The 22,276-nt window shown below is 41.3% G+C and carries 22 protein-coding genes; 13 read left to right on the top strand and 9 right to left on the bottom strand.

Annotation, left to right across the window (positions count from 1 at the left end):
- Nucleotides 1–2 precede the first annotated feature (2 nt).
- A complete protein-coding gene (locus J2S25_RS12080) occupies nt 3–1,013 on the top strand; it encodes an ABC transporter ATP-binding protein (RefSeq protein WP_307192053.1) in 1,011 nt (336 codons plus the stop codon).
- 428 nt (nt 1,014–1,441) lie between these two features.
- Here J2S25_RS12080 and J2S25_RS12075 read toward each other — a convergent pair whose 3' ends face one another.
- Nucleotides 1,442–2,668: an MFS transporter gene (locus J2S25_RS12075; RefSeq protein ID WP_307192037.1), complete on the bottom strand. Its 1,227-nt coding sequence runs from the start codon at nt 2,666–2,668 to the stop codon at nt 1,442–1,444.
- A 387-nt stretch (nt 2,669–3,055) separates the two neighbouring features.
- On the opposite strand from J2S25_RS12075, the gene J2S25_RS12070 reads away from it, so the two are divergent.
- Complete coding sequence (locus J2S25_RS12070) at nt 3,056–3,604, top strand: HD domain-containing protein (RefSeq protein WP_044394864.1); 549 nt, start codon at nt 3,056–3,058, stop codon at nt 3,602–3,604.
- 45 nt (nt 3,605–3,649) lie between these two features.
- Here J2S25_RS12070 and J2S25_RS12065 read toward each other — a convergent pair whose 3' ends face one another.
- Nucleotides 3,650–4,720, bottom strand: coding sequence for an AI-2E family transporter (locus J2S25_RS12065; protein ID WP_044394866.1), 1,071 nt, complete (start codon nt 4,718–4,720; stop codon nt 3,650–3,652).
- Between the two features lie 209 nt (nt 4,721–4,929).
- On the opposite strand from J2S25_RS12065, the gene J2S25_RS12060 reads away from it, so the two are divergent.
- Nucleotides 4,930–5,073 (top strand): hypothetical protein, encoded by a 144-nt coding sequence (locus J2S25_RS12060; RefSeq protein WP_198528207.1) that lies wholly within the window; start codon nt 4,930–4,932, stop codon nt 5,071–5,073.
- Nucleotides 5,074–5,097: 24 nt separating this feature from the next.
- Here J2S25_RS12060 and J2S25_RS12055 read toward each other — a convergent pair whose 3' ends face one another.
- The 4 genes from J2S25_RS12055 to J2S25_RS12040 form a co-directional block, all read right to left on the bottom strand.
- Nucleotides 5,098–6,729 carry a PhnE/PtxC family ABC transporter permease gene (locus tag J2S25_RS12055; RefSeq protein WP_044394868.1) on the bottom strand — a complete coding sequence of 544 codons (1,632 nt, stop codon included), beginning with the start codon at nt 6,727–6,729 and terminating at the stop codon, nt 5,098–5,100.
- A 1-nt stretch (nt 6,730) separates the two neighbouring features.
- Complete coding sequence (locus J2S25_RS12050; RefSeq protein WP_044394870.1) at nt 6,731–7,477, bottom strand: phosphonate ABC transporter ATP-binding protein; 747 nt, start codon at nt 7,475–7,477, stop codon at nt 6,731–6,733.
- A gap of 10 nt (nt 7,478–7,487) precedes the next feature.
- Nucleotides 7,488–8,348, bottom strand: a complete 861-nt coding sequence (locus J2S25_RS12045; RefSeq protein WP_044394872.1) for a putative selenate ABC transporter substrate-binding protein — start codon at nt 8,346–8,348, stop codon at nt 7,488–7,490.
- Between the two features lie 676 nt (nt 8,349–9,024).
- The gene (locus J2S25_RS12040) at nt 9,025–10,581 is read right to left on the bottom strand and encodes an ABC-F family ATP-binding cassette domain-containing protein (protein WP_044396477.1); all 1,557 of its coding nucleotides are present in this window, start codon (nt 10,579–10,581) and stop codon (nt 9,025–9,027) included.
- 212 nt (nt 10,582–10,793) lie between these two features.
- On the opposite strand from J2S25_RS12040, the gene J2S25_RS12035 reads away from it, so the two are divergent.
- The 3 genes from J2S25_RS12035 to J2S25_RS12025 all read left to right on the top strand — a co-directional run bounded on the left by J2S25_RS12035 (nt 10,794) and on the right by J2S25_RS12025 (nt 13,633).
- Complete coding sequence (locus J2S25_RS12035; protein ID WP_044396475.1) at nt 10,794–11,075, top strand: AbrB/MazE/SpoVT family DNA-binding domain-containing protein; 282 nt, start codon at nt 10,794–10,796, stop codon at nt 11,073–11,075.
- Nucleotides 11,076–11,308: 233 nt separating this feature from the next.
- Nucleotides 11,309–12,499: a glycine C-acetyltransferase gene (locus J2S25_RS12030; RefSeq protein ID WP_044396472.1), complete on the top strand. Its 1,191-nt coding sequence runs from the start codon at nt 11,309–11,311 to the stop codon at nt 12,497–12,499.
- A 186-nt stretch (nt 12,500–12,685) separates the two neighbouring features.
- A complete protein-coding gene (locus J2S25_RS12025; protein ID WP_307192036.1) occupies nt 12,686–13,633 on the top strand; it encodes an L-threonine 3-dehydrogenase in 948 nt (315 codons plus the stop codon).
- Between the two features lie 55 nt (nt 13,634–13,688).
- Here J2S25_RS12025 and J2S25_RS12020 read toward each other — a convergent pair whose 3' ends face one another.
- Both J2S25_RS12020 and selD read right to left on the bottom strand, forming a co-directional pair.
- Complete coding sequence (locus J2S25_RS12020; RefSeq protein WP_307192035.1) at nt 13,689–14,618, bottom strand: LCP family glycopolymer transferase; 930 nt, start codon at nt 14,616–14,618, stop codon at nt 13,689–13,691.
- 164 nt (nt 14,619–14,782) lie between these two features.
- A complete protein-coding gene (gene selD / locus J2S25_RS12015) occupies nt 14,783–15,883 on the bottom strand; it encodes a selenide, water dikinase SelD (RefSeq protein ID WP_439117499.1) in 1,101 nt (366 codons plus the stop codon).
- 158 nt (nt 15,884–16,041) lie between these two features.
- On the opposite strand from selD, the gene selA reads away from it, so the two are divergent.
- Complete coding sequence (selA, locus tag J2S25_RS12010) at nt 16,042–17,448, top strand: L-seryl-tRNA(Sec) selenium transferase (RefSeq protein ID WP_307192034.1); 1,407 nt, start codon at nt 16,042–16,044, stop codon at nt 17,446–17,448.
- A gap of 76 nt (nt 17,449–17,524) precedes the next feature.
- On the opposite strand, the gene J2S25_RS12005 is transcribed toward selA, so the two are convergent.
- Nucleotides 17,525–17,668, bottom strand: coding sequence for a small acid-soluble spore protein P (locus J2S25_RS12005; protein ID WP_084221906.1), 144 nt, complete (start codon nt 17,666–17,668; stop codon nt 17,525–17,527).
- A 114-nt stretch (nt 17,669–17,782) separates the two neighbouring features.
- Between J2S25_RS12005 and J2S25_RS12000 the strand changes: the two genes are divergently transcribed.
- From J2S25_RS12000 to J2S25_RS11975, 6 genes are all read left to right on the top strand, one after another.
- Nucleotides 17,783–18,040, top strand: a complete 258-nt coding sequence (locus tag J2S25_RS12000) for a hypothetical protein (RefSeq protein WP_044396463.1) — start codon at nt 17,783–17,785, stop codon at nt 18,038–18,040.
- Between the two features lie 302 nt (nt 18,041–18,342).
- Nucleotides 18,343–21,051 (top strand): aconitate hydratase AcnA, encoded by a 2,709-nt coding sequence (gene acnA, locus J2S25_RS11995; protein ID WP_307192033.1) that lies wholly within the window; start codon nt 18,343–18,345, stop codon nt 21,049–21,051.
- 180 nt (nt 21,052–21,231) lie between these two features.
- A complete protein-coding gene (locus J2S25_RS11990; protein WP_307192032.1) occupies nt 21,232–21,363 on the top strand; it encodes an FbpB family small basic protein in 132 nt (43 codons plus the stop codon).
- 61 nt (nt 21,364–21,424) lie between these two features.
- A complete protein-coding gene (locus tag J2S25_RS11985; RefSeq protein WP_307192031.1) occupies nt 21,425–21,568 on the top strand; it encodes an acid-soluble spore protein N in 144 nt (47 codons plus the stop codon).
- Nucleotides 21,569–21,728: 160 nt separating this feature from the next.
- A complete protein-coding gene (tlp, locus tag J2S25_RS11980; RefSeq protein ID WP_044396457.1) occupies nt 21,729–21,950 on the top strand; it encodes a small acid-soluble spore protein Tlp in 222 nt (73 codons plus the stop codon).
- A gap of 109 nt (nt 21,951–22,059) precedes the next feature.
- Nucleotides 22,060–22,188, top strand: coding sequence for a hypothetical protein (locus J2S25_RS11975; protein ID WP_307192030.1), 129 nt, complete (start codon nt 22,060–22,062; stop codon nt 22,186–22,188).
- Nucleotides 22,189–22,276: the final 88 nt, after the last annotated feature.

Genomic DNA, 22,276 nt, shown 5'->3' with positions numbered 1-22,276 from the left:
TGATGAATAAAGAAATTCTATTAAGTGTCAGAAATTTAAAAAAGTATTTTGCCATGGAGAAAAGTGGAGTTCTGAAAGCTGTGGATGGTATATCCTTTGATATTTATAAAGGGGAGACATTTGGGCTTGTTGGAGAATCCGGCTGTGGCAAATCCACTGCTGGAAGGACCATGATTGGCCTGTATGACCGCACAGATGGAGAAGTCATTTTTAATGGAAAGAATGTCCATTCATTATTTGAAAAAGAGAAATTCCATTTTTACAAGCAGATGCAAATGATTTTTCAGGATCCGTACGCTTCTTTAAACCCGAGAGCCACAGTCAAAGAAATTATAGCTGAACCAATGGAAGTCCATGGATTATTTCCAAATAGAAAGGAACGTCTTGAACGTATCTATCAACTGCTCGAGGATGTTGGCTTGAATCGGGATCATGCCAATCGTTATCCTCATGAGTTCAGTGGCGGACAGCGTCAAAGGATAGGAATCGCAAGAGCACTTGCGCTCGACCCAGAGTTTATCATTGCTGATGAACCGATTTCCGCCCTGGATGTATCTGTACAAGCGCAAGTAGTGAATCTTCTGAAACGATTGCAAGAGGAAAAAGGGTTGACCTATTTATTCATTGCTCACGACCTTTCTATGGTTAAGCAAATAAGCAACAGGATTGGTGTCATGTATCTTGGCCATATCGTTGAACTAACCGCGAGTAGCCAGTTGTATAAAAAACCGCTTCACCCATATACCCAGGCATTATTATCAGCCATCCCAATTCCGGACCCTGATGTGGAAGACCAGAGAGAACGCATCATTCTTGAGGGAGAGCTGCCTAGTCCGATGGACCCGCCAAGCGGATGTGTTTTTAGGACAAGATGCAAACACGCAATGGAAGTCTGCGCCGTGAAAAAACCGGTCTGGCAGGAAATCGATAAGGATCATTTTGTAGCTTGTCATTTATATAATGTGGAAGTAACCAATGATGGGAATAAGGAAATGCTAATAAATTTCAGGTAAGGGTTTAGCCTGCTTTTATGAATCAATCGCATTGGAAACAAGACTGGAGAATGGGTTGGTATGGAACACGATTTTGCTGTCATTACATATAGAGACAGCCGGCTGTCTTGATTGATGGTCTAGAAGATAATAAGACAGGAAAAACGATGATCCGATAAGTTGGAAAGCTTATCAAAGCATGTATATCATGTGTTATGACAGGAAACTCCACATATTGATAGCACTGGATATTGATATGATAGAAACTGCTAGCTTTTTGATATGGCTATGATTGTTACAGAAATGCGTGTGAGTTAGAAAGCACAAGCAGATGTAATGGATATGGTACCGCACTGGGTTTAACCAAGGAGAATAAAATTCTCTCGAGATGAAAAAAGAACGAGGATTCACTCCCGTTCTTTTTTTCATGACTTCTTATCCTTTCTTAGTCATGTAGCCTTTTGAAGTAATTTTGCTTTTTCTTCTTGCAAGCTGTATTTAATGGCCCACAATATGAAAATTATTCCGGCGAAAATATATAGCATTCCGCCAAAAAAACCAACCAATCGAGGGCTGTACCATTCTAATGCTGTTCCAGTAAGAAGCATGGAGATCCTTATGAAAGTGTTCGAGATCATGGACGTTAACCCAAAATACATTCCGTGCCACTTTGAAGGTATAGTTTCCATTGCTACCGTATCAACGAGTGTGTTTCCAATTCCGCTGAATATAGCTGTGATTCCAAAAAGCAAAGCTGCTACCCAGAAAAATTTGCTCTGGCTTATGGCAGAAAGAATGAATCCTTCACCGATCATGCACAGGAATACAAAAAGCAAATAACGGGTTTTTATTAACCTGGTTAACATTGGACTGATAATCAGGCCTAATCCAAGAATACTATACAAAATGCCGACTCCTAAATCTTGCATGCCAAATGTTTCTACAGCATATACGCTTAACAATACGTTTTCTATGCCGTTAATCAGTGGTATGATCATTTCAAACAGCATAAGCATGATAAGGAAAGAAGAAGTGGCGATAACCGGTAACAGGTCCAGGTAACTTTCCCGTTTTTCTGTCTTAATAAACTGTGGCATTGTCTCCTGCCCTGTTTTAGGCAAAGTCGAAATAATCCAGCCGGCGCCTAGAAATGATGCAATGTTGATAAGAAAGGCAGCTTTTGCCCCGAGGAAATATGAAACAATCCCGCCGCTGAAAGCTCCGATTACTAATACTAATCCTATCAATACCTGTTCCCATGCATTCACTTCCTTTAAGTTTTTAGCGGACACGAGGACCGGAATACTAGATTTCCTGATCGGTGAATAGATAGCCTCCCCGGAAGCGAGGAAGAAGGACGCTGTATACACAATCCACATATCATCTGCACTGTTGATTGCCAGAAAAGATAAAGCAATAAATGCTCTTGCGATATCTGTTATGACCATCACGCTTTTTCGGCCCATTTTTCTTGAGAGGCTGCTGCTGATTGGACTGAACAGCAAAAAAGGAATCATTCTGAGGGCCATCGTTATCCCGACAGCGAGACCTGACCCTGTCATCTGAAGTATTAATGTCAGCAGGGCAACCTGGCTGAAGCGGTCTCCAATACCATTTATAACCCCGGCAAGGAAAAGCTTTCGATACCCCTTTTCTGTTTTTAAAGTATTGAACATATTATCCCTCTTTATGTAGTAGAATCTAAACTCGCAAAGTGAAATCGGCAAATAAGCCTTGAGATAACTCGGAAGCCATTTAATCCAATTTACTAGTTTTTTGTGATTTTAATTTAATTATCCTATGCCACTTAGCTATTATAAATGGACTTCGTTATGAAAGGAACAGAGTTTGTCGAAAAATCATGTAAACGATATTTGTGAAAATGAAAGAGAGTATTCAAAAGAAGTGGAAGAACTGGAATTAAGGACAGCTGCCGGCAAAGGGACCTCTTTGCCGGCGGTTTTTTGGTTACATTGCCACAGAAGATTTAACATGTGCATTTTTTCATGAATTCTGTTACCATTCATAAAAATAAACAAATCACATAAGAAGGAGGTCAGCTTATGAGAGATGTCACTCTTTTGGATATATATGAACACCATATTGCCCAAAAGTATTTGAAACGTTCTGGAATGGCGCATGCGATCGCGGTTGCCTATCATGCATTCCAGCTTGCAAAGGAGCATAAAGTGGATGTTGATATTGCTGCCAAAGCCGGATTTCTCCACGATATTGGCCATTTCACCTGGTACAGGAACGGAAAGTGGGACTACGAATTATACCGTAAGAATGATATCCATCCGATAAAGGGGGCAGAACGAGCCCATAAGCTCCTGATTAGACTGGGTGAAAACCCCGTACAAGCGAAAGCCACTTCACTTGCTATCCTTTTCCACACAGATTCTTTTTTGCCTTCAAATGACATAGTCCGTACACCACTGCAAAAAGTTGTAAAATGGGCGGATGAAAAAGATGAAGAAGAAGGGGGTACACATCATTACCGTATAATAGATCATAACCGGGCACAAAAAAGTATAATCCGGCTTGACAAAATGATTGACGAGGAATTATCGAAACGGGCGGACGAAGGGAACACCAACCCGTCTAATTAAAAATAGGGAAGGGCACCGGATCTGCTCCGATGCCCTTTCATTTAATTATAAAGCAGAGGGTTTCCGAAGCTTATAAAACCTCCAAACATCCTTGATAATGATTTTTACCACTGAATAAAGCGGTATGGCGATCAGGATTCCAATGAAACCATACAATGAGCCGGCTGCAATCAAAATCAGGATGACGGAAATCGGATGGATGCTTAGCTTCTTCCCCATGACCTGCGGGGTGACTAGATTGCCCTCCAACTGCTGCACGATTACCAGTACAAGCAATACCTTCAATGCCATAAGCGGACTGTTCGTTAAACCAATGAACAGTGCAGGGATAATCCCCAAAAGCGGGCCTAAAAAGGGAACGATTGTTAAAAACATTGCGAAGATCGCAAGCAACAGAGCGTAGTCTAAACCGATGATCAAATAACCAATGAACATTAAAATTCCGTCAACAACTGCGATGATAAATTGCCCTGTTACATAGGTGAACAACGTTTTATCGATATCCGTTAAAATTTTGTTTCCTTCCTGTACATGTTCACGAGGTAAATGCTTTAAAATGTAAGGTCGGAGCTTTTCATCATCCTTCAAGAAAAAGAATGCCAGAAAAGGGACTACTACAAGTACGGTTGCAATACTTGTAATCAAGGAGAATAATGTCATCAGATTTTCCCCTAGATTTTGAGAAATCTTGCTTAAATAATTCAGAGCCCTCTGTTTGATTTCCTCTGTTTTAATAATACCTATGTTGTTATCATCGATGACTTTTTGAGATTCATCGGTGATCTCATCCATTTTTTCAGGAAAATTTTTACTCAAGTCGCTGATTTCATCTCCCAATAAGGAGCCCGCAAAATAAGCCAATCCTGACATTAATCCTGCCACTAGAGCGAACACAATGAAGATACTGATGATTTTAGGCACATAGCGGCTAATCCATTGAATCGGCTTGCGAAATAAATAATACATTAGGCCTGAGATCAGCACCGGAAAGAATATAGCGATGATAAAATTTTGCAGAGGGGAGACAAAGTAATCAATTTTACCAAAAAGAAAGATGATAAGAAGAATCAGAATTATCCCTGTCGCATGCTTAAAAAAAGGCCGTTGAACCCACATTTCTTTACCCCCTGTTATCGGTTATCTCCTATTTACATACCTTAAAGGACGATTTGTTAAACAAAGGTTGTCATATATAGGACAGCTGCAACATATCTTTATAAAAAATTGCCAGTTTGGTTGTTTATATTACGGGTAAATATTCAGATCTATGAAAATTGTTTGACAGCATTTGCCAATGGTCATCTTATGTGTAAAGGGGTCTAGGAATGGTTGCTGTGGAAGAACAGCTTTTGTTTATGAAGGAATTGGGTCGATTGTTTGATGAATATGCACTTTGTGAAGACAGAGAACTAAAAAAAGAGATTTATAAAGACATCCAGTTAATAGGGGAAGCGATTATGACAAGATAAAACCCGGCCTTTTACAGGCCGGGTTTATTTGATGACTAATCTTACTTTTTCGGAAATGAAGTCGGCAGCATAGACTAGAACAAGATAGAAAAACAAGAAAAGTGTGATATCTGTATAATGGAAGAAGCTCATGCTCAGTTTGAATTGCTGTCCAAGTCCTCCAGCTCCAACAAAGCCGACAACTATAGTGGTCCGCATGATGACCTCCCAGCGATAAAGGATATACGTAAGGAAGCGGGGAAGTGTTGCCGGAAGGACCCCTAGCAATAAAATTTGGATCTTATTTGCCCCGCAGGATGCCAGATTCCTTATTGGGCGCGAATCTAAATCCTCGATTACCTCAGCTAATAGCTTTCCTAGAATCCCATAGTTATGAAGGGCAAGGGCAATTGCCCCAGGCAAAATCCCAGGTTTAAACACAAAGATGATAATCATTGCCCAAATTAATTCAGGAACGGCCCTTGTAAAAATATAGCCACTCCTCACCATTCCGAATGACAGCCATCCATGCCATTTTTTTGCAAGGGTGAGTGACCCGTCTGCGACATTCCGGGCTGCAGGAACCATGGTGAAAATGGCGGCAATGGTTGCGAAGCCTGTGGCGATTATGCTCATCAATAAAGTTTCCCAGGTAAGGCTTAAAGCATTAGCCCAGCTTTCGCTACTCAGAAATGCAGGTTGATCTTCTCCGATCCCAATCAGTCCTTTGAAAAACTGAATGGTGTAATGGAGATTTTCTTTTGTAAATACTGCTGACAGATTTGCGTTTTCTATCGTGAAAATGGATAACCAGGATCCAATGAGGAGAAGAATCATCAAAAAGACAGATGTCTTCAGCTGTTTTATTGCTCTGTTCACTGAAGTAAGCTGATTCCTTAAAAAATTGCTCCACATATCGATGAGTAAGACAAGAAATATCAGGAAGAACACAAAGGTCCAGACCTGATTATACTGTAAATCATCCAGGCTTAATTGAATTTGGTAGCCAAGACCGCCGATTCCTACGAAACTCATGATGGCTGATGAACGAACTGCACATTCAAAGCGATACATGGCATAGCTGACTATACTCGCTCTGACCATAGGAAGGTATCCGTACATCAACGTCTGCCATTTGCCAGCCCCAGCAGCTTCCAAAGCCTTGATTGGTTCAGTTCGCACGTCTTCAAGCATGTCTGCAAAGATCTTGCCTAAAATCCCTCCATATGGAATGGCCAGTGCAAAAATAGCGGCAAACGGGGAAAGACCGATAGAGGCAACGAACAGCCATGCCCAAACTAACTCATGAATTGCTCGCATAAAACCTAGATGACCTCGGAAGAATCTTTTTACATAACGGTTATTTTTTGAAATAGAGAATAGAACTCCGGAAGCAAGAATTCCCCAGAAAAAAGCGATAACAAGAGCTAAACTCATTCCTGCTACTGCATAGCTTAGTGTAGTCAAGCTTGATTCCAGAGCAAGCAAAAGTATGTCGTTCGATAAATCTGGACTAAAAATTGCTGCTCCTATCTGTTTGGCGGTGTTCAGTCCCCCGCTATGAAACAAGTCCTTATTCCAATTTATCGATGTAAGACTCCATAAAAAGACAAGGAGGAGGGAAAAACTCACGATTTTTCTTTTATGAAGTTCATAATTCCACCAGCTTCTCTCCATGCTACGCTTGCTCCTTCAGTTTGTACAAGCTCGCAATATGGGCGTCAGTGACTGATGAGGCAGGCAGGTCGAAGAATAGATAACCATCCTTTAATGCAATCAAGCGATCAAAATATTTTTTTGCGTACTCAACAGAATGCAGACTGGCAATCAAAGTTTGATTTCCCTCCGATGCAATTTTAACGAGAAGTGCCAGGATGTCTTCAGCACGTGCAGGATCAAGGGAAGCGACAGGCTCATCCGCCAAAACAATTTCAGGGTTCTGAATAAGCAGGCGGGCAAGGGCAACGCGCTGCTGCTCTCCGCCTGAAAGTGCGGACGTTCGTTCATATAATTTATCTCTAAGACCCACGCGAGTAAGAGCTAGTATGGCATCTTGCTTATCCTGAGGAAAAAACATAGATAGGAGAGATTTCATAATTCCCCATTCTGATAATTTTCCAGCAAGTACATTATGAATCACAGGTAATTCTCCGATAAGGTCAAATTGTTGACGGATGATTCCGATCTTTTTGGCCCGTTTCTTCTGGTCGGTCATTTCAGCCAACAGCTGGCCGTCAATCGTAATTTCTCCTTGATCGGGTGGTAAGGTAGCGGCAAGCAGATTTAGCAAAGTAGTCTTTCCTGCGCCACTGGGACCAATCAACGCGATGAATTCCCCTTTTTTTACCGACAAAGAAAGGGAAGATAAGGCTATCTTCCGCTCGTAAACTTTTCCTATCTTTTTTATATCGATGAATTCGCTCATGAGATTTCCCCTACTTGATGATCTTTAGTTGTTTGGCGACTTCTTCTATTGCTTGGTAATTCTGATTATTTGTTTCGATGAATCGATCGGTTTGTAGTAAATCCATAATCTCGCTGTCTTCTTTTGACATTGTTAGGATCGCATCTTTGATTTTCTTTTTTGATTCTTCATCAGCGATGTTGACAGTCCAGTTATAGTCAAAATACTCAGGTGTTGTGTAGAAAACCTTCACCTTTGAATCGTCCACCTTGCCTTCTTTTACCGCTGCTTCCCAAACAGAAATATTCAATGCTCCTGCCTCGTAAGCGCCTGATTCAACTAGCTTGTAGGTTTTATCGTGGGAGCCCGAGTAGTTAGGCTTCCCATCAAGAGCTTGGTCAGCGTCGATACCTGCCTGCATCATGAAATAGCGCGGCATGAGGTGCCCCGAAGTGGAACTTTCACTGCCAAAGGTAAAAGATTTCCCTTGTAAATCTTCAAGACTATTTATCTCGCTATTTTCATGAGCTATAAAAACAGATTTAAATTTTTCATCAATTGGCCTTTGAGCAAATGCTTCGGCCTCTGGTACTAAATTTCTCGCCTGGACACCCGTTAAACCTCCGAACCATGCAAGCTGAATCTCTCCGCGTTGAAAAGCGGTGACCAAAGCTGCATAATCCACCGAAGGGACATACTCAATATTCATTCCAGTTTTTTTGCCAAGATTGTTTGCGAAATCTTCCATGCTCCTGTTCAAATCTGCGACATTTTGGTCAGGAATCGCGCCAATTTTGATTGTTTCTTTTTTAGCTGCATCTCCATTATCTCCTGTACAGCCAGTAAGAAGAGAAAGCAGTAGCAGAATTGTTGCACCAAGCATTTTGTTCATTTTCTCACCCTTTTTATAAATAAATTTTATAACCACTATAAAATTTATCAATAATAAGAGGATAACTCAATACATTTTCGTAACTTTATTAAAACAAAAAAATTCAGCGGGTTTCTTGTTTAAAGAATATAAATTCTTTGAAAATTGCAAAGCTGCAGCGCCTAGGAGTCTGTCCGACGGAGTGAAATCCACGTATTTTTATTCAAAATGAATGTTTTTATACAATAAAACGGATGAATATGAAGTATGTATGAATAATTATACACTAAAAAATTTTTATTGGACAGACTTCTAGCCACTTGAGACACGTCGGCTCCCGCCAGCGAAGTCAAAGAACTCCTTCACCGGTCGGCCCTCCGATGCACAGGACGTGCTAGACCCGCCAGCCACAGGACGTGACGCTCTAGGTGGGCGATGCCAGGACATGCTAGACCCGCCATGTTATTGGCAATCGACTTTCCTTTGCGTTTGCCTATGTACTGGTGCTGGACAAGAAACCGAGTTATTTATTTTGACAGGTTTGAGTGTGTAGAGCAGAAAGTTGTCAAGAAACCCTCGTTATTTTGACAGGTTTGGAGGTATAGAGCGGAAAGAGAGTGTCATACGTTCCAATCAACAGCGCTGAATATCAGCCAAACCAAAAAAGGACCGGGCTAGTTTACCCGGTTTTTCTTCCTTAGTTAGTTGTATTTTCAGCCCATTCTTCCACGTTCCAAACTTTCGTAACCCAATCTTCATAGAAATCAGGTTCATGGCTGACTAAAACGATGGTTCCTTTATAGGCTTTTAACGCCCGTTTTAATTCTTCTTTTGCGGTGATATCCAAGTGGTTTGTCGGCTCGTCAAATAACAGCCAGTTGCTTTCATTCATAAGCAGTTTGGTCAGGCGCACCTTGGCCTGTTCGCCACCGCTTAGTTGATTGAGAGGACGTGAAATATGTTCGTTCTTCAGCCCGCTTCTTGCCAACGCAGCCCTTACTTGATGCTGGTCCATTCCAGGGAATTCACTCCATAGATCATCAATGGGGGTGATGTTCCCCACTTTAACTTCCTGTTCAAAATAAGAAGGGAAGAGGAAGTCCCCTCGCTCGATTTTGCCGCTCAATGGCGGTATTTTTCCAAGCATGGTTTTAAGCAATGTTGATTTCCCGACTCCATTCATACCGACGAGCGCAATCTTTTCCCCACGTTCGATTGTCACAGACAGTTTTGGAAGCAGGGCGTGGGTGTAGCCAATTTCGAAATCAATGCCTTCGAATACATATCTGCTACTTGCTCGTGATTCCTTGAACTCAAATGAAGGCTTTAAAGCGGTCTCAGGTCTATCGATCCGTTCTATGCGATCCAATTGTTTTTGACGGCTTTTCGCACGGCCGGTTGTCGAATAGCGTGCTTTATTTTTTGCGATGAAATCTTCTTGTTTCTTAATGAATTCTTGTTGTTTCTCATATGCATTTAGATGCTGATTTTTATTGATTTCAGCTAATTCCAGAAACTTTTCATACGTAGCAGTGTATCGAGTCAGCTTTGAAAATTCCAACTGAAAAATGACATTGGAAACCTGGTTCATGAACTCAGTGTCATGCGAAATTAAAATGAAAGCGTAAGGATACTCTTTCAAATATCTGGTCAACCACTGAATATGCTCCACATCAAGATAATTTGTTGGCTCATCAAGCAGAAGCACCTTTGGTTTTTCGAGCAATAGTTTTGCTAGTAATACCTTCGTGCGCTGTCCGCCGCTTAAGGCAGATACATCGCGGTCTATGCCAATTGCATCAAGGCCAAGCCCCCTTGCTGACTCCTCCACTTCTATATCTAGAGAGTAAAAACCGCCAGCATCAAGCGCATCCTGGATTTCCGCCATTTCTTCGAGCAGTTTTTCAAGTTCTTCCGGTGTAGCTTCCGCCATTTTACTAGTGACTTCGTTAAGCATTTCTTCCTTTTTAAAGAGCGGAAGGAAGGCATCGCGTAATACATCGCGAATCGTTTTTCCAGGAGTTAAAACCGTATGTTGGTCCAAATATCCGTATTCCAATCCAGGAGTCCATTCTACTTTTCCGGAATCGTGGATCAGCTGCCCGGTAATGATGTTCATGATGGTAGACTTCCCGACACCGTTTGCGCCAACCAGGCCGACATGGTCTTCTGCTAGCAAGCGGAATGATACATCTTTAAAAAGTGTCCGACCCCCAAATGTATGGCTCAAGTTTTCTACATTTAATAAACTCATGTTAAAATCCTCGCTTTAAGCAATTTTAAGACAATAAATTAACAATCACATTCCCTAATCATACTAAAATCTATTGGTTTCCACCAGAGTTTTTTCTTTAAAAGAATTATTATACTATGTAAAATTATGCCTTGTTTTGCTATAATTGTATTGGGTAGAATTATTTCACAGTACAGTCATCCAAAATCCCACAAAGAAAGGGAGGATGCATTATGAAGGCTACGGGAATTGTAAGGAAGACAGATCAGCTGGGCAGGGTGGTCATTCCGATGGAGATTAGAAAGAAGATGAGCATTGGAGAAAATGATCCGCTGGAGATCTTTGTCGATGAAGATAAGATCATCCTAAAACAATATCAGCCGGACATGACATGCGTTGTAACGGGCATCATCAGCAATGACAATATGTTGCTTGCTGGCGGGAAGATTATCTTAAGTAAAGAAGGAGCCGAACAATTGGTGAAAGAATTGCAAGACTACCTTGCTACCTCCTAAAATTGTCTTGTAAAAGCAGTCCTAAAATCAAGGACTGCTTCCTTTTTCTCGGCTAAAAGAAATAGGGAGCTTTTTCTGTCCTTCATAGATGTACATCTAAAAGAAATGTGATAAAGTATATTGTATAAATACGGATATAATCTGGTATGATGGACCGAAATACTGTCCTCTCCAAAAATACAATTGTTTTCGTAATAATGACATGCTGACTGTTCAGCAGAAAGGAGATTTTGATGTCTAGCAAAACATTGGATCAATTTTTGAATGTGAATCTGGAGGAATTAAAGGGGAAGGGCCTATACAATATAATTGACCCGTTAGAAAGCGCTAATGGACCAGTTATCAAAATCAATGGAAAAGAATTGATCAATCTTTCTTCTAATAACTATTTAGGACTTGCTACAGATGACAGATTGAAAAAGGCTGCCGAAGAAGCAATTTCTCAATTTGGAGTGGGGGCAGGTGCTGTCAGGACCATTAATGGCACACTGAAACTTCATGTTGAACTGGAAGAAAAGTTAGCTGAGTTTAAGCAGACAGAAGCTGCAATTGCTTATCAATCGGGTTTCATGTGCAATATGGCAGCAATTTCAGCAGTCATGGATAACAAGGATGCTATTCTTTCTGACGAATTGAACCACGCTTCGATTATTGACGGCTGCCGTCTGTCTCGGGCAAAAATCATCCGTTTCAACCATTCGGACATGGAAGATCTGCGGGCAAAAGCTAAAAAAGCGAAGGAATCCGGACAATTCAATAAAATCATGGTTATTACGGATGGTGTATTCTCCATGGATGGGGATATTGCAAAATTGCCAGAAATCGTTAAAATTGCCGAAGAATTTGACTTATTTACTTATGTGGATGATGCTCACGGTTCTGGAGTTCTTGGGGGAGGTGCTGGCACTGTCAAGCATTTCGGACTTTCAGATAAAATCGATTTCCAAATCGGTACTTTATCGAAGGCTATTGGGGTTGTCGGAGGTTATGTCGCTGGAAAGCAAAACCTGATTGATTGGCTGAAAGTGAGAAGCCGTCCATTTCTATTCTCAACATCCCTCCCTCCTGCTGACGTTGCTGCCAGCACAAAAGCGATTGAAATCCTGATGGATAGCACCGAATTGAATGAGCGACTGTGGGAAAATGCAAATTATCTGAAGGCTGGACTGGAAAGGCTTGGTTTTGACATTGGCCATTCTGAGACGCCGATTACTCCATGCATCATTGGAGATGAAGTGAAAACTCAGGAATTCAGCAAGCGTTTGTATGAAGAAGGGGTATACGCAAAATCAATCGTATTCCCAACAGTCCCACAGGGAACAGGACGGGTAAGGAATATGCCTTCTGCTGCGCATACGAAGGAAATGCTTGATCAGGCATTATCCATTTATGAAAAAGCCGGAAAAGAACTAGGGATTATTTAATGGTGGATGCCGGTTCCTTAGTGAGCCGGCTCACTTTTTAGAAAAGACTCACTTCGCATAAAATGTTGCTGTTTGAATCATTTATTTATTTGGTTTTTAAGATGCTATGGAATGAAAAACCAAAATGGGTTTAAATGGGGCAATTTTTACGAAAAGAGCATAGGATATCCAGGAGGAATACATAGGATGAAAAAAATGTTAATTACTGGTGCACTTGGCCAGATTGGTTCAGAATTGACAAATAAATTGCGAGACATTTATGGCAATGCCAATGTCATTGCAACGGACATCAGACAAACGAATACAGAGGTTGCGGTCAACGGCCCGTTCGAGATTCTTGATGTCGTGGATGCCAAAAGAATGTTCGAATTGGCCAAGAAATACAAGGTAGATACCATTATACATATGGCAGCTCTGCTTTCGGCAACAGCGGAGACGAAGCCGGTTTTTGCATGGAACTTGAATATGGGTGGTTTAATGAACGCGCTAGAAACGGCCAGGGAATTGAATTTGAAGTTTTTTACACCCAGCTCAATTGGTGCTTTTGGCCCTAACACTCCTAAAGTCAATACACCTCAGGATACTATTCAACGACCTACGACAATGTATGGTGTAAATAAAGTGGCTGGAGAATTGCTTGCGGATTATTATTTCCACCGTTTCGGAGTCGATACAAGAGGAGTAAGGTTCCCGGGATTGATTTCCTATGTCACCCCTCCTGGAGGCGGAACTACTGATTATGCAGTGGAAATTTATTATCAAGCCATCAAAAATAACAAATACAGTTCCTATATCCAAAAGGGAACGTTCATGGATATGATGTATATGCCGGACGCGCTTGAAGCGATTATTGATTTAATGGAAGCAGACCCCTCTAAGCTTATCCATCGAAATGCTTTCAACGTAACAGCGATGAGTTTTGACCCAGAACAGTTGGCGGCTGAAATCAGGAAGCACATTCCTAGTTTTGAACTATCATATGAAGTGGATCCTGTCAGACAAGCAATTGCAGATAGTTGGCCAAATTCAATAGATGCTTCTGCTGCCGCTGACGAATGGGGATTCAAGGCAAAGTATGACCTCGCCAGTATGACTTGCGATATGCTGGAAAAGGTAAAGGATAAGATGAAATAATTTTTAAGCACCCTAATTTATGAATTAGGGTGCTTTTTAAGAGGCGTGTGGAAATTTAGGATTTGAAACTGGTAATCAGCTCATGTACTTTTTGAACCTCATTTTCTGACACGATAAGGTACCAGATATCGCCGATAAAGCTTCCTTCTCCTTGTATTTGATACGTACTCGTATTATTTCTCGCCGTTCTATAATCAGTCATTAATGTTGCCATGTGGGCAAAATCCATATTGGTACTTACATTCTTTCCTAAGACATCGAGCACTTCACTGACTTTATTGACTCCGCTGAAACTGGCTCCCTTTTGGATAATCCCTTCAATGACTTGGCGCTGCCTTTCATTACGGCCAAGATCTCCTTGTGGATCCTCTTTTCTCATTCGAACAAAAGCCAGGGCTTCTCTTCCATCTAACTCCAATTTTCCTTGTGGGAAGTCAAAATTCCCACTTTTAAAAGCTAGGTTGTTCTCAACTGTCACCCCACCTACTGCATCAACAACCTGTTGGAATCCTTCCATATTAACTTTCACATAGTAATCCAATTCGATGTCTAAAAAATGTTCAACCGTATCAACTGCCATATTACTTCCACCAAAGGCATAGGCGTGGTTAATTTTATCAACTGTACCATGACCAACAATATCTGTACGCGTATCGCGGGGGATACTGACCATTTGCATTCTGTCATTATTGGGGTCAAGTGTCATGACGATCATCGTATCGGAACGACCATTATCATTTTCACGCTCATCGACACCTAGCAGAAGAATGTTTAGCGGTTTTTTATTATCGATTTTCTGTTTGGTTACATTGTTATCGATGGACGTTACCGTCTCATGAACATTTCCATTAATTGTGTTTTTGATATCTGCGTATATGGAATAAAAATATGCTCCTATTCCAATGATAAAAACCCCCATAATAACAAGGGCGTATTTTTTCCATTTGCTACTTCTTTTATGTTCCCTTTTAGCCATTCTCCCCATATTACCGCCTTCTGTTGTTGTGTATTTACTGCTCTGATTATATCATACCTGCCCTGTTTACTCCTAGCCTGGCTTACGCATGCTTTGTGCTACTTTCATCATTAATACCATCGGAAATTAGACTATCATAGAAAAATGAAAAAAAGGTGAAATCAAATTTGATTTCACCTTTTTACGTAAATCAGTTTATCCTGTTGTTCTGTTACTTTTCCGATGATCGCAGCATGATTCAATCCTTGATCCTTCAGTGCTTTTACATATGGAATCGCCTCATCCTCAGACAGGGAGACGAGAAGGCCGCCTGAGGTGATTGCATCACACAGGACGATTTGTTCATCTGGGGAAATATCCCTATATAGAACATCGTTTTCCAGCCACTTATGGTTTGATCTTGAACCGCCAGGCACAACGCCTTTTGCTGCCAAATCAAATGTACCTTCAAGGACTGGCACCTTTGATAATTCAATTTCAAAGCTGACATTGCTTCCCCGTGCAATTTCACTGCCGTGACCGAGCAAGCCAAATCCAGTTACATCGGTTACAGCATGAGGAGTGAATTTTTTTAGCGCTTCTGCAGCGGATTTGTTCAATAATGCCATATTTTCGGTCACAGCCTGTTCTTGTTCGGCCGTTACAACCCCGCGTTTAATTCCGGTCGTCAGAATCCCAACCCCGATTGGTTTCGAAATGACGAGCACGTCACCTGGTTTTGCGCCGACATTTTTCCAAATGGATTTAGGGTGTGCGAGACCTGTAACGGATAAGCCGAATTTTGGCTCCTGGTCATCAATTGAATGCCCGCCAATCAAAATAGCACCAGATTCCCTCACCTTGTCACTTGAACCTCTTAATATATCGGCCAAGATATCAGGACCAAGTTTTTTGATTGGATAGCCGACAATATTAAGGACTGTCTTTGGCTCTCCGCCCATTGCATACACATCGCTAAGTGCATTTGCTGCAGCAATCTGGCCGAACATATATGGATCATCGACAATCGGCGTGAAGTAATCAATCGTCTGAATCAGAGCGATATCATCTGTTAGTTTATATACTCCTGCATCATCGGATGTTTCATGTCCGACTAGCAATTCAGGAACGGGTTCCTGTTTGGGTAATAGACGCAGAACCTGCGTCAAGTCCTCAGGACTGATTTTACAGCCTCAACCAGCTTTTGTTGACAACGAAGTTAAACGGATTTTTTCATGTTCACTCAACCTTATCACCTCAAAAGCAAGTATACTCTTTCTTGTTTTTAAAATCATCCTTCAGCTACTGTTTTTTAGACTTTACACGCTGATGGAATTTATTATATATAGAATTAGTTTGAATTTTTTGCTTGATCAGGATTTGAAAAAATCGTCGGTTGGACATTAATGATATATAATAGAACAATGAGATTTGGTTATGGGGGCATGCAAGCATGAAAGATTTAGTAAGAGCCTTGCCTGCAGTTCATGAACTGCAAAAGGATATAAGGTTTATGGAATTGATAGAACAGGTTGATCTAAGTGAAAGCTTTCTGACTGATTCATTGAAATTTGAAATAGATAGGATAAGGAAAGAGCTGCTTACAGGAAATTGGAAAGGGCACGAACCAGGAACGGAAGAATTTATGGATGAATTATTTATGTCTGTTGGTCGATTGGTAGCAAAAAAAAGGCAATATACACTCACAACAGTAATCAATGCTACCGGAACGATTTTGCATACGAATTTAGGGAGGGCTAGGTTGAGCGAAAATGCGATCAAGCATGTAGTTGAAACAGCGATGAATTATTCGAATCTTGAATATAAGCTGGATGAAGGCAAACGCGGTTCTCGTCACAGTCATGTGGAAGATTTGGTCAAAGAAATGACAGGAGCAGAAGCGGCGATGGTAGTCAACAATAATGCTGCTGCTGTCTATATCATCCTTAGTGCGCTTGCCAGAGGGAAAGATGTCATCGTTTCTCGCGGCCAACTTGTCGAAATTGGTGGTTCATTCCGAATTTCTTCGATAATGGAAGAAAGCGGTGCAAGGTTAGTGGAAGTAGGGACAACAAATAAAACCCACTTACTCGATTATGAAAATGCGATTTCAGCTGAAACATCGATGATCATGAAGGTACATACAAGTAATTTTAAAATATATGGTTTTTCAAAAACTGTAGAGACCAAAGAGTTAGTGCAACTGTCAAATAAGCACGATCAGATTATCTTTTACGAAGATCTTGGAAGTGGCGTTTTATATGACTTTCAAAAACATGGGATTGGAGAAGAGCCTGTTGTAAGTGAAGTACTTAAGCTGGGCACAGATATCGTATCGTTTAGCGGGGATAAATTGCTTGGCGGTCCTCAGGCAGGGATTATTGCTGGAAGAAAAGAGCTCATCGATCAATTGAAGAAGCATCAGCTCGCTAGAGTAGTTAGAGTTGATAAAATGACTTTGGCAGCACTGGAAGCAACCTTGATGGATTATCTTAAAGGGGAAAAGGGATTGGTACAAATTCCAACTCTTCGGGATTTACTAGTACCAATAAGTGAACTAAAGGAAAGAACGGAGAAATTCGTCCAATCTATCCGTTCTTTTGGCGGTAAATTAACTGTAAGAATCACGGAAGGAACTAGCAAGGTTGGCGGGGGAACAATGCCTGATGTCGATCTGCCTACTTACCTAGCTACTATCAGCCACCCCGAAGTGAGTGCCGAACATATTGCCAAAAAGCTTCGGACAGAATATTCACCAGCTATCATCGTAAGAATACAGAAAGAAGAGGTGCACATCGATCTTCGAACAGTAGCTGTGGAACAAGAACAGCAACTTTTAGAGGCACTCAAATTAATATAGGAAATAACTTGGCTGCCAAATGATTTGGCAGCCGTTTTTTTCAATGAGTCAAAGCGCGACTTCACCGCTGTTTTTCTTACATATCGTGACCAGAATTGTGCTTTTGGCGAGTATGGTTGCGGTTTTTAACCTTTTTTGAGCCGCTTAGTGGAGCAGGCTGGCTGGTTTGGTCACCCTTGGGAGCATTTTTGCGCATATCCTTGGAATCGTTTTTGTTCATTTGCTCATCCCTCCTGATTTTAGGATTTGATTTGCGCTTGAATTTATACTGAATAAATAACTTTTAAATGCGCAATTTAACGGTATAGATTTTACTACATCAGGAGGAAAACATATGCCTTACAATAAAAACAAACAACAAGCGTTTCAAGCAGCACAGCAAGGGTTTGAAGATGCACAAGGGCTATATACGGAAATCATTCGCGATTCAGAAAGCTATGGACACCAATTAAAGCATCTTAAAAACGAAGTGAATGAAGCCTTTCAACAAATTGAAAACGCTCTCGAAAACGCTTCTGAGCATCAAAGAGGACAGTTAGAAAAATTCCAACAAGATCTCAGGAGCATCGTAAATGAAGTAAATATGGAATAAGAAAAAAGCGGAAGGGCATTCCGCTTTTTTCTTTTGTGAAATAGCTTTTGATTGATCTTGTTTCCTAATAAGATCATTTTTTATCCTGAGAATAGGAGCGATTCGCTTTATTTTAACAGGTGTACTGTTTTTAATATAAGTGAAACTTATCAATCGCAATAACATACTTGTTATTTACTTATATACAAGGTTATATTAATATGAAATTATGAGAAAAGTTATGTTGGAATACAAGATTCAAACTTTTCGACAATTTCTTTTATTTTGTTTATGATGTTTACGTAGAAGAAGGAGGTAAACATATGTCAAACCAAGATATTTTTAACGCCCGAAAATCATTTGAGGTGGACGGGAAACGCTATCATTATTATAGCTTAGCCGCCTTGGAAAAGGATGGAATCGGCAATATTTCTAAACTGCCTTACTCTGTTAAGGTGTTGCTTGAATCCGTGCTTCGTCAGCATGATGGCTTTGTGATCACAAAAGAGCATGTGGAAAACTTAGCAAAATGGGGAACCAGCGAAGTGAAGGAAGTGGATGTTCCTTTTAAGCCATCACGCGTCATTCTTCAGGATTTCACTGGTGTACCGGCAGTAGTTGACCTTGCTTCCCTTAGGAAGGCAATGGCTGACATGGGGGGAGACCCACAGAAAATCAATCCAGAAAAGCCTGTTGATCTTGTCATTGACCACTCGGTCCAGGTTGATAAGTATGGAACACCTGACTCACTTAATGTCAATATGGAGCTTGAATTCGAACGTAATGCGGAACGTTACCAATTTTTGAGCTGGGCACAAAAGGCATTTGACAATTACCGCGCTGTTCCGCCGGCAACAGGTATCGTTCACCAGGTGAATCTGGAGTTTCTTGCAAGCGTTGTCCATGCTGTGGAAAATGAAGATGGTGAATTCGAAACATTCCCTGATTCATTGGTAGGTACCGACTCACATACTACAATGATCAACGGAATTGGCGTTCTTGGGTGGGGCGTCGGCGGGATCGAAGCAGAAGCAGGAATGCTTGGCCAGCCATCCTACTTCCCAGTACCAGAAGTAGTAGGCGTGAAATTAATAGGGGATATGCCGAACGGCGCTACTGCAACCGACCTTGCGCTTAAAGTAACACAGGTACTTCGAAACAAAGGCGTTGTTGGAAAATTTGTCGAGTTCTTCGGACCAGGAGTTGTAACACTGCCACTTGCTGACCGTGCAACGGTTGCCAACATGGCACCAGAATACGGTGCTACATGCGGATTTTTTCCGGTAGATAATGAAGCTTTGAGCTACATGCGCTTAACTGGACGTTCAGAAGAACATATTAAAGTGGTGGAAGCATACTGCAAGGAAAACGGATTGTTCTTCGATCCTTCCTTAGAACCAGTTTATACTGATATTGTAGAAATCAACTTATCCGAAATCGAAGCGAATCTTTCTGGTCCTAAGCGTCCACAGGACTTGATCCCGCTTTCAGCTATGCAAAAGTCCTTTAAAGAAGCTCTTACTTCACCTGCAGGAAACCAGGGATTTGGGTTGGGCAAGAAGGAAATCGAAAAAGAAGCAGTTGTTGAATTTGCTAATGGAGACACAACAACTATGAAGACTGGTGCTATCGCCATTGCAGCGATCACTAGCTGTACGAATACATCGAACCCTTACGTAATGGTAGGAGCAGGGCTTGTTGCCAAGAAAGCAGTGGAACTCGGAATGGAAGTTCCTAAGTTTGTTAAAACTTCATTGGCTCCTGGATCTAAGGTTGTTACTGGTTACCTTCGTGATTCAGCATTGCTCCCTTACCTTGAAACGCTTGGCTTTAACCTTGTTGGGTATGGTTGTACAACTTGTATCGGGAACTCTGGTCCATTAAAACCGGAGATTGAAAAAGCTGTAGCTGAAAACGATCTGCTGGTGACTTCCGTTCTTTCCGGAAACCGTAATTTCGAGGGTCGAATCCACCCGCTGGTAAAAGCAAACTACCTAGCTTCACCGCCGCTAGTAGTCGCTTACGCACTTGCTGGTACAGTGGACATCGATCTTCAAAATGATCCTATTGGAAAAGATAAAGATGGCAATAATATATACTTCAAGGATATCTGGCCATCAACAGCAGAGGTAAACGAAGTTGTTCACCGCGTTATAACACCAGAACTATTCCGCAGAGAATATGAGACTGTCTTCACAGATAACGAAAAGTGGAATGAAATTCAAACAAATAGCGATCCGCTATATACTTTTGATCAGGATTCAACTTATATTGCAAATCCTCCTTTCTTTGAAGGGTTGACTCCAGAAGCCGGAGAAGTTGTTCCATTGATCAGCCTTCGTGTTGTTGGCAAGTTCGGGGATTCTGTCACTACGGACCATATTTCTCCTGCAGGTGCAATTGGAAAAGATACACCAGCTGGAAAATACCTTCGCGAAAAGGGTGTGGAACCACGCGACTTCAACTCGTACGGTTCACGTCGTGGCAACCACGAAGTCATGATGCGCGGAACATTCGCAAACATCCGTATCCGCAACCAGGTCGCTCCTGGCACAGAAGGCGGCTTTACCACTTACTGGCCAACAAACGAAGTCATGTCCATCTTTGATGCTTGCATGAAGTACAAAGAGCAGGGCACTGGCCTAATGGTTATTGCAGGCAAGGATTATGGCATGGGTTCATCCCGTGACTGGGCTGCAAAGGGTACAAATCTATTAGGAATCAAGACTGTTATCGCAGAAAGCTTCGAGCGTATCCACCGTTCTAACCTTGTATTGATGGGCGTACTGCCACTTCAATTCAAAGCTGGTGAAAATGCTGAAACTCTTGGTTTGACAGGAAAAGAATCATTTGATGTCCAAATTGATGAAAAAGTCTGTCCGCGTGACATGATAACTGTCACAGCTACTGACGAAGACGGCAACAGGAAAACCTTCGAAGCTCTTGTACGCTTTGATTCTGAGGTTGAAATTGACTACTATCGTCACGGCGGCATTCTGCAAATGGTGCTTCGCGACAAATTGAAAGCATAATTAAAACAGACCCCCCTGATCCATAAGTGGAATGGGGGGTTTTTCGGCTGCCATCCTGTCGACAAACACAAAAATTTCATGTCAGAATAAAATAAAAGTAAAATTTCGAAAAGTTGTAATAATTGCAACCGTTTTCGGGCATTCTAACTGTTAGAATGATAATAAAGGATGGTGAGCAGGATGAGGAAACCTAGAAAACGTTCCTTTCAAGAGCTTGTAACGGAAAATAAACTTCAACTTCTGAATGATCGTGAAGCGATTGAAAAAATCGAGGCAAAATTGGAGCAAAAACACTTAGGCAAAGCAGAGTAATACAGTCCCCACTCATGATTTCCCGATGATTTGGTAAAACTAAACTAGAGGAGGGATGATCATGAGCAATCCAAAAAGGGACAGCAAACACTATGTTCCGAGCCATCTTGGAACCCAGCCGCGCGGTTTCAGCGGCAACAATGGCAAGAAGATGAACGATAAATCAGGAAAACATGCACAGGTAATCCAGACAAAAGGGGAATAAATGATAGAATCATGCCCGCCAATCCGATGGTGGGCTTTTCATTTTCCAATGGGCTGGAGGAGGTTTCTAAACACTTTTTAATGCCATAAATGCATTCAGACCGCAATGAATATTGCTTTTGCTTTCCTCACATACTATTGGTAGTAAGGGAGGGACATAAATGACAAACCATACACCAAAGCCTGACGATCGTAGTGATAATGTAGAAAAGCTGCAGTCCATGGTCCATCATACCATTGCCAATATGGAAGATGCGGAGGCTGCAATGAATAATTCGAGTCCTGAGGACCAGCAAAGGATCCAGGAAAAAAATGAACGCCGCCGCGAAAGTATTGATGCTTTCAGAGCAGAAATTAAGGATGAAGCGCATAAACAACATTAATGAAAAAGCTCCGTCGTAAAGGCGGCGCTTTTTTTCGTTTACAGGAAAATATGATATTATACGAAGTATAAAGATATTCTGTTAAATTTTTTGATAAAGAAGTGAGCGGATGGAACAACACAAAAAACAAATAGCTTTAGAGGAACAACTGTTACTTTGGGAAGAGGAAATACAGTCTAAAGGATATATTGATGATGAAGCCGGTTTGATTATGGCCATTAAGGTACTAACTATATAAATGGAATTAAAGGATTTTAGGAATATTCGTCCAATTATTATAGGTAAATAAAACCTATGGGAAGGCGGACAAATAATGAAAATCCTCC

This window comes from Mesobacillus stamsii, assembly GCF_030814065.1.
GTDB lineage: Bacteria > Bacillota > Bacilli > Bacillales > Cytobacillaceae > Mesobacillus > Mesobacillus stamsii.
The sequence above is the reverse complement of the archived record's forward strand: the minus strand, read 5'-3'. Positions and strand labels throughout refer to the sequence as shown.

What these genes read in the sequence shown, in the direction of transcription:
- J2S25_RS12080 (WP_307192053.1), top strand. Translation starts at nt 3, where the DNA reads ATGAATAAAGAAATTCTATTAAGTGTCAGAAATTTAAAAAAGTATTTT.
- J2S25_RS12075 (WP_307192037.1), bottom strand. Translation starts at nt 2,668, where the DNA reads ATGTTCAATACTTTAAAAACAGAAAAGGGGTATCGAAAGCTTTTCCTT.
- J2S25_RS12070 (WP_044394864.1), top strand. Translation starts at nt 3,056, where the DNA reads ATGAGAGATGTCACTCTTTTGGATATATATGAACACCATATTGCCCAA.
- J2S25_RS12065 (WP_044394866.1), bottom strand. Translation starts at nt 4,720, where the DNA reads ATGTGGGTTCAACGGCCTTTTTTTAAGCATGCGACAGGGATAATTCTG.
- J2S25_RS12060 (WP_198528207.1), top strand. Translation starts at nt 4,930, where the DNA reads ATGGTTGCTGTGGAAGAACAGCTTTTGTTTATGAAGGAATTGGGTCGA.
- J2S25_RS12055 (WP_044394868.1), bottom strand. Translation starts at nt 6,729, where the DNA reads ATGGAGAGAAGCTGGTGGAATTATGAACTTCATAAAAGAAAAATCGTG.
- J2S25_RS12050 (WP_044394870.1), bottom strand. Translation starts at nt 7,477, where the DNA reads ATGAGCGAATTCATCGATATAAAAAAGATAGGAAAAGTTTACGAGCGG.
- J2S25_RS12045 (WP_044394872.1), bottom strand. Translation starts at nt 8,348, where the DNA reads ATGAACAAAATGCTTGGTGCAACAATTCTGCTACTGCTTTCTCTTCTT.
- J2S25_RS12040 (WP_044396477.1), bottom strand. Translation starts at nt 10,581, where the DNA reads ATGAGTTTATTAAATGTAGAAAACTTGAGCCATACATTTGGGGGTCGG.
- J2S25_RS12035 (WP_044396475.1), top strand. Translation starts at nt 10,794, where the DNA reads ATGAAGGCTACGGGAATTGTAAGGAAGACAGATCAGCTGGGCAGGGTG.
- J2S25_RS12030 (WP_044396472.1), top strand. Translation starts at nt 11,309, where the DNA reads ATGTCTAGCAAAACATTGGATCAATTTTTGAATGTGAATCTGGAGGAA.
- J2S25_RS12025 (WP_307192036.1), top strand. Translation starts at nt 12,686, where the DNA reads ATGAAAAAAATGTTAATTACTGGTGCACTTGGCCAGATTGGTTCAGAA.
- J2S25_RS12020 (WP_307192035.1), bottom strand. Translation starts at nt 14,618, where the DNA reads ATGGGGAGAATGGCTAAAAGGGAACATAAAAGAAGTAGCAAATGGAAA.
- selA (WP_307192034.1), top strand. Translation starts at nt 16,042, where the DNA reads ATGAAAGATTTAGTAAGAGCCTTGCCTGCAGTTCATGAACTGCAAAAG.
- J2S25_RS12005 (WP_084221906.1), bottom strand. Translation starts at nt 17,668, where the DNA reads ATGAACAAAAACGATTCCAAGGATATGCGCAAAAATGCTCCCAAGGGT.
- J2S25_RS12000 (WP_044396463.1), top strand. Translation starts at nt 17,783, where the DNA reads ATGCCTTACAATAAAAACAAACAACAAGCGTTTCAAGCAGCACAGCAA.
- acnA (WP_307192033.1), top strand. Translation starts at nt 18,343, where the DNA reads ATGTCAAACCAAGATATTTTTAACGCCCGAAAATCATTTGAGGTGGAC.
- J2S25_RS11990 (WP_307192032.1), top strand. Translation starts at nt 21,232, where the DNA reads ATGAGGAAACCTAGAAAACGTTCCTTTCAAGAGCTTGTAACGGAAAAT.
- J2S25_RS11985 (WP_307192031.1), top strand. Translation starts at nt 21,425, where the DNA reads ATGAGCAATCCAAAAAGGGACAGCAAACACTATGTTCCGAGCCATCTT.
- tlp (WP_044396457.1), top strand. Translation starts at nt 21,729, where the DNA reads ATGACAAACCATACACCAAAGCCTGACGATCGTAGTGATAATGTAGAA.
- J2S25_RS11975 (WP_307192030.1), top strand. Translation starts at nt 22,060, where the DNA reads ATGGAACAACACAAAAAACAAATAGCTTTAGAGGAACAACTGTTACTT.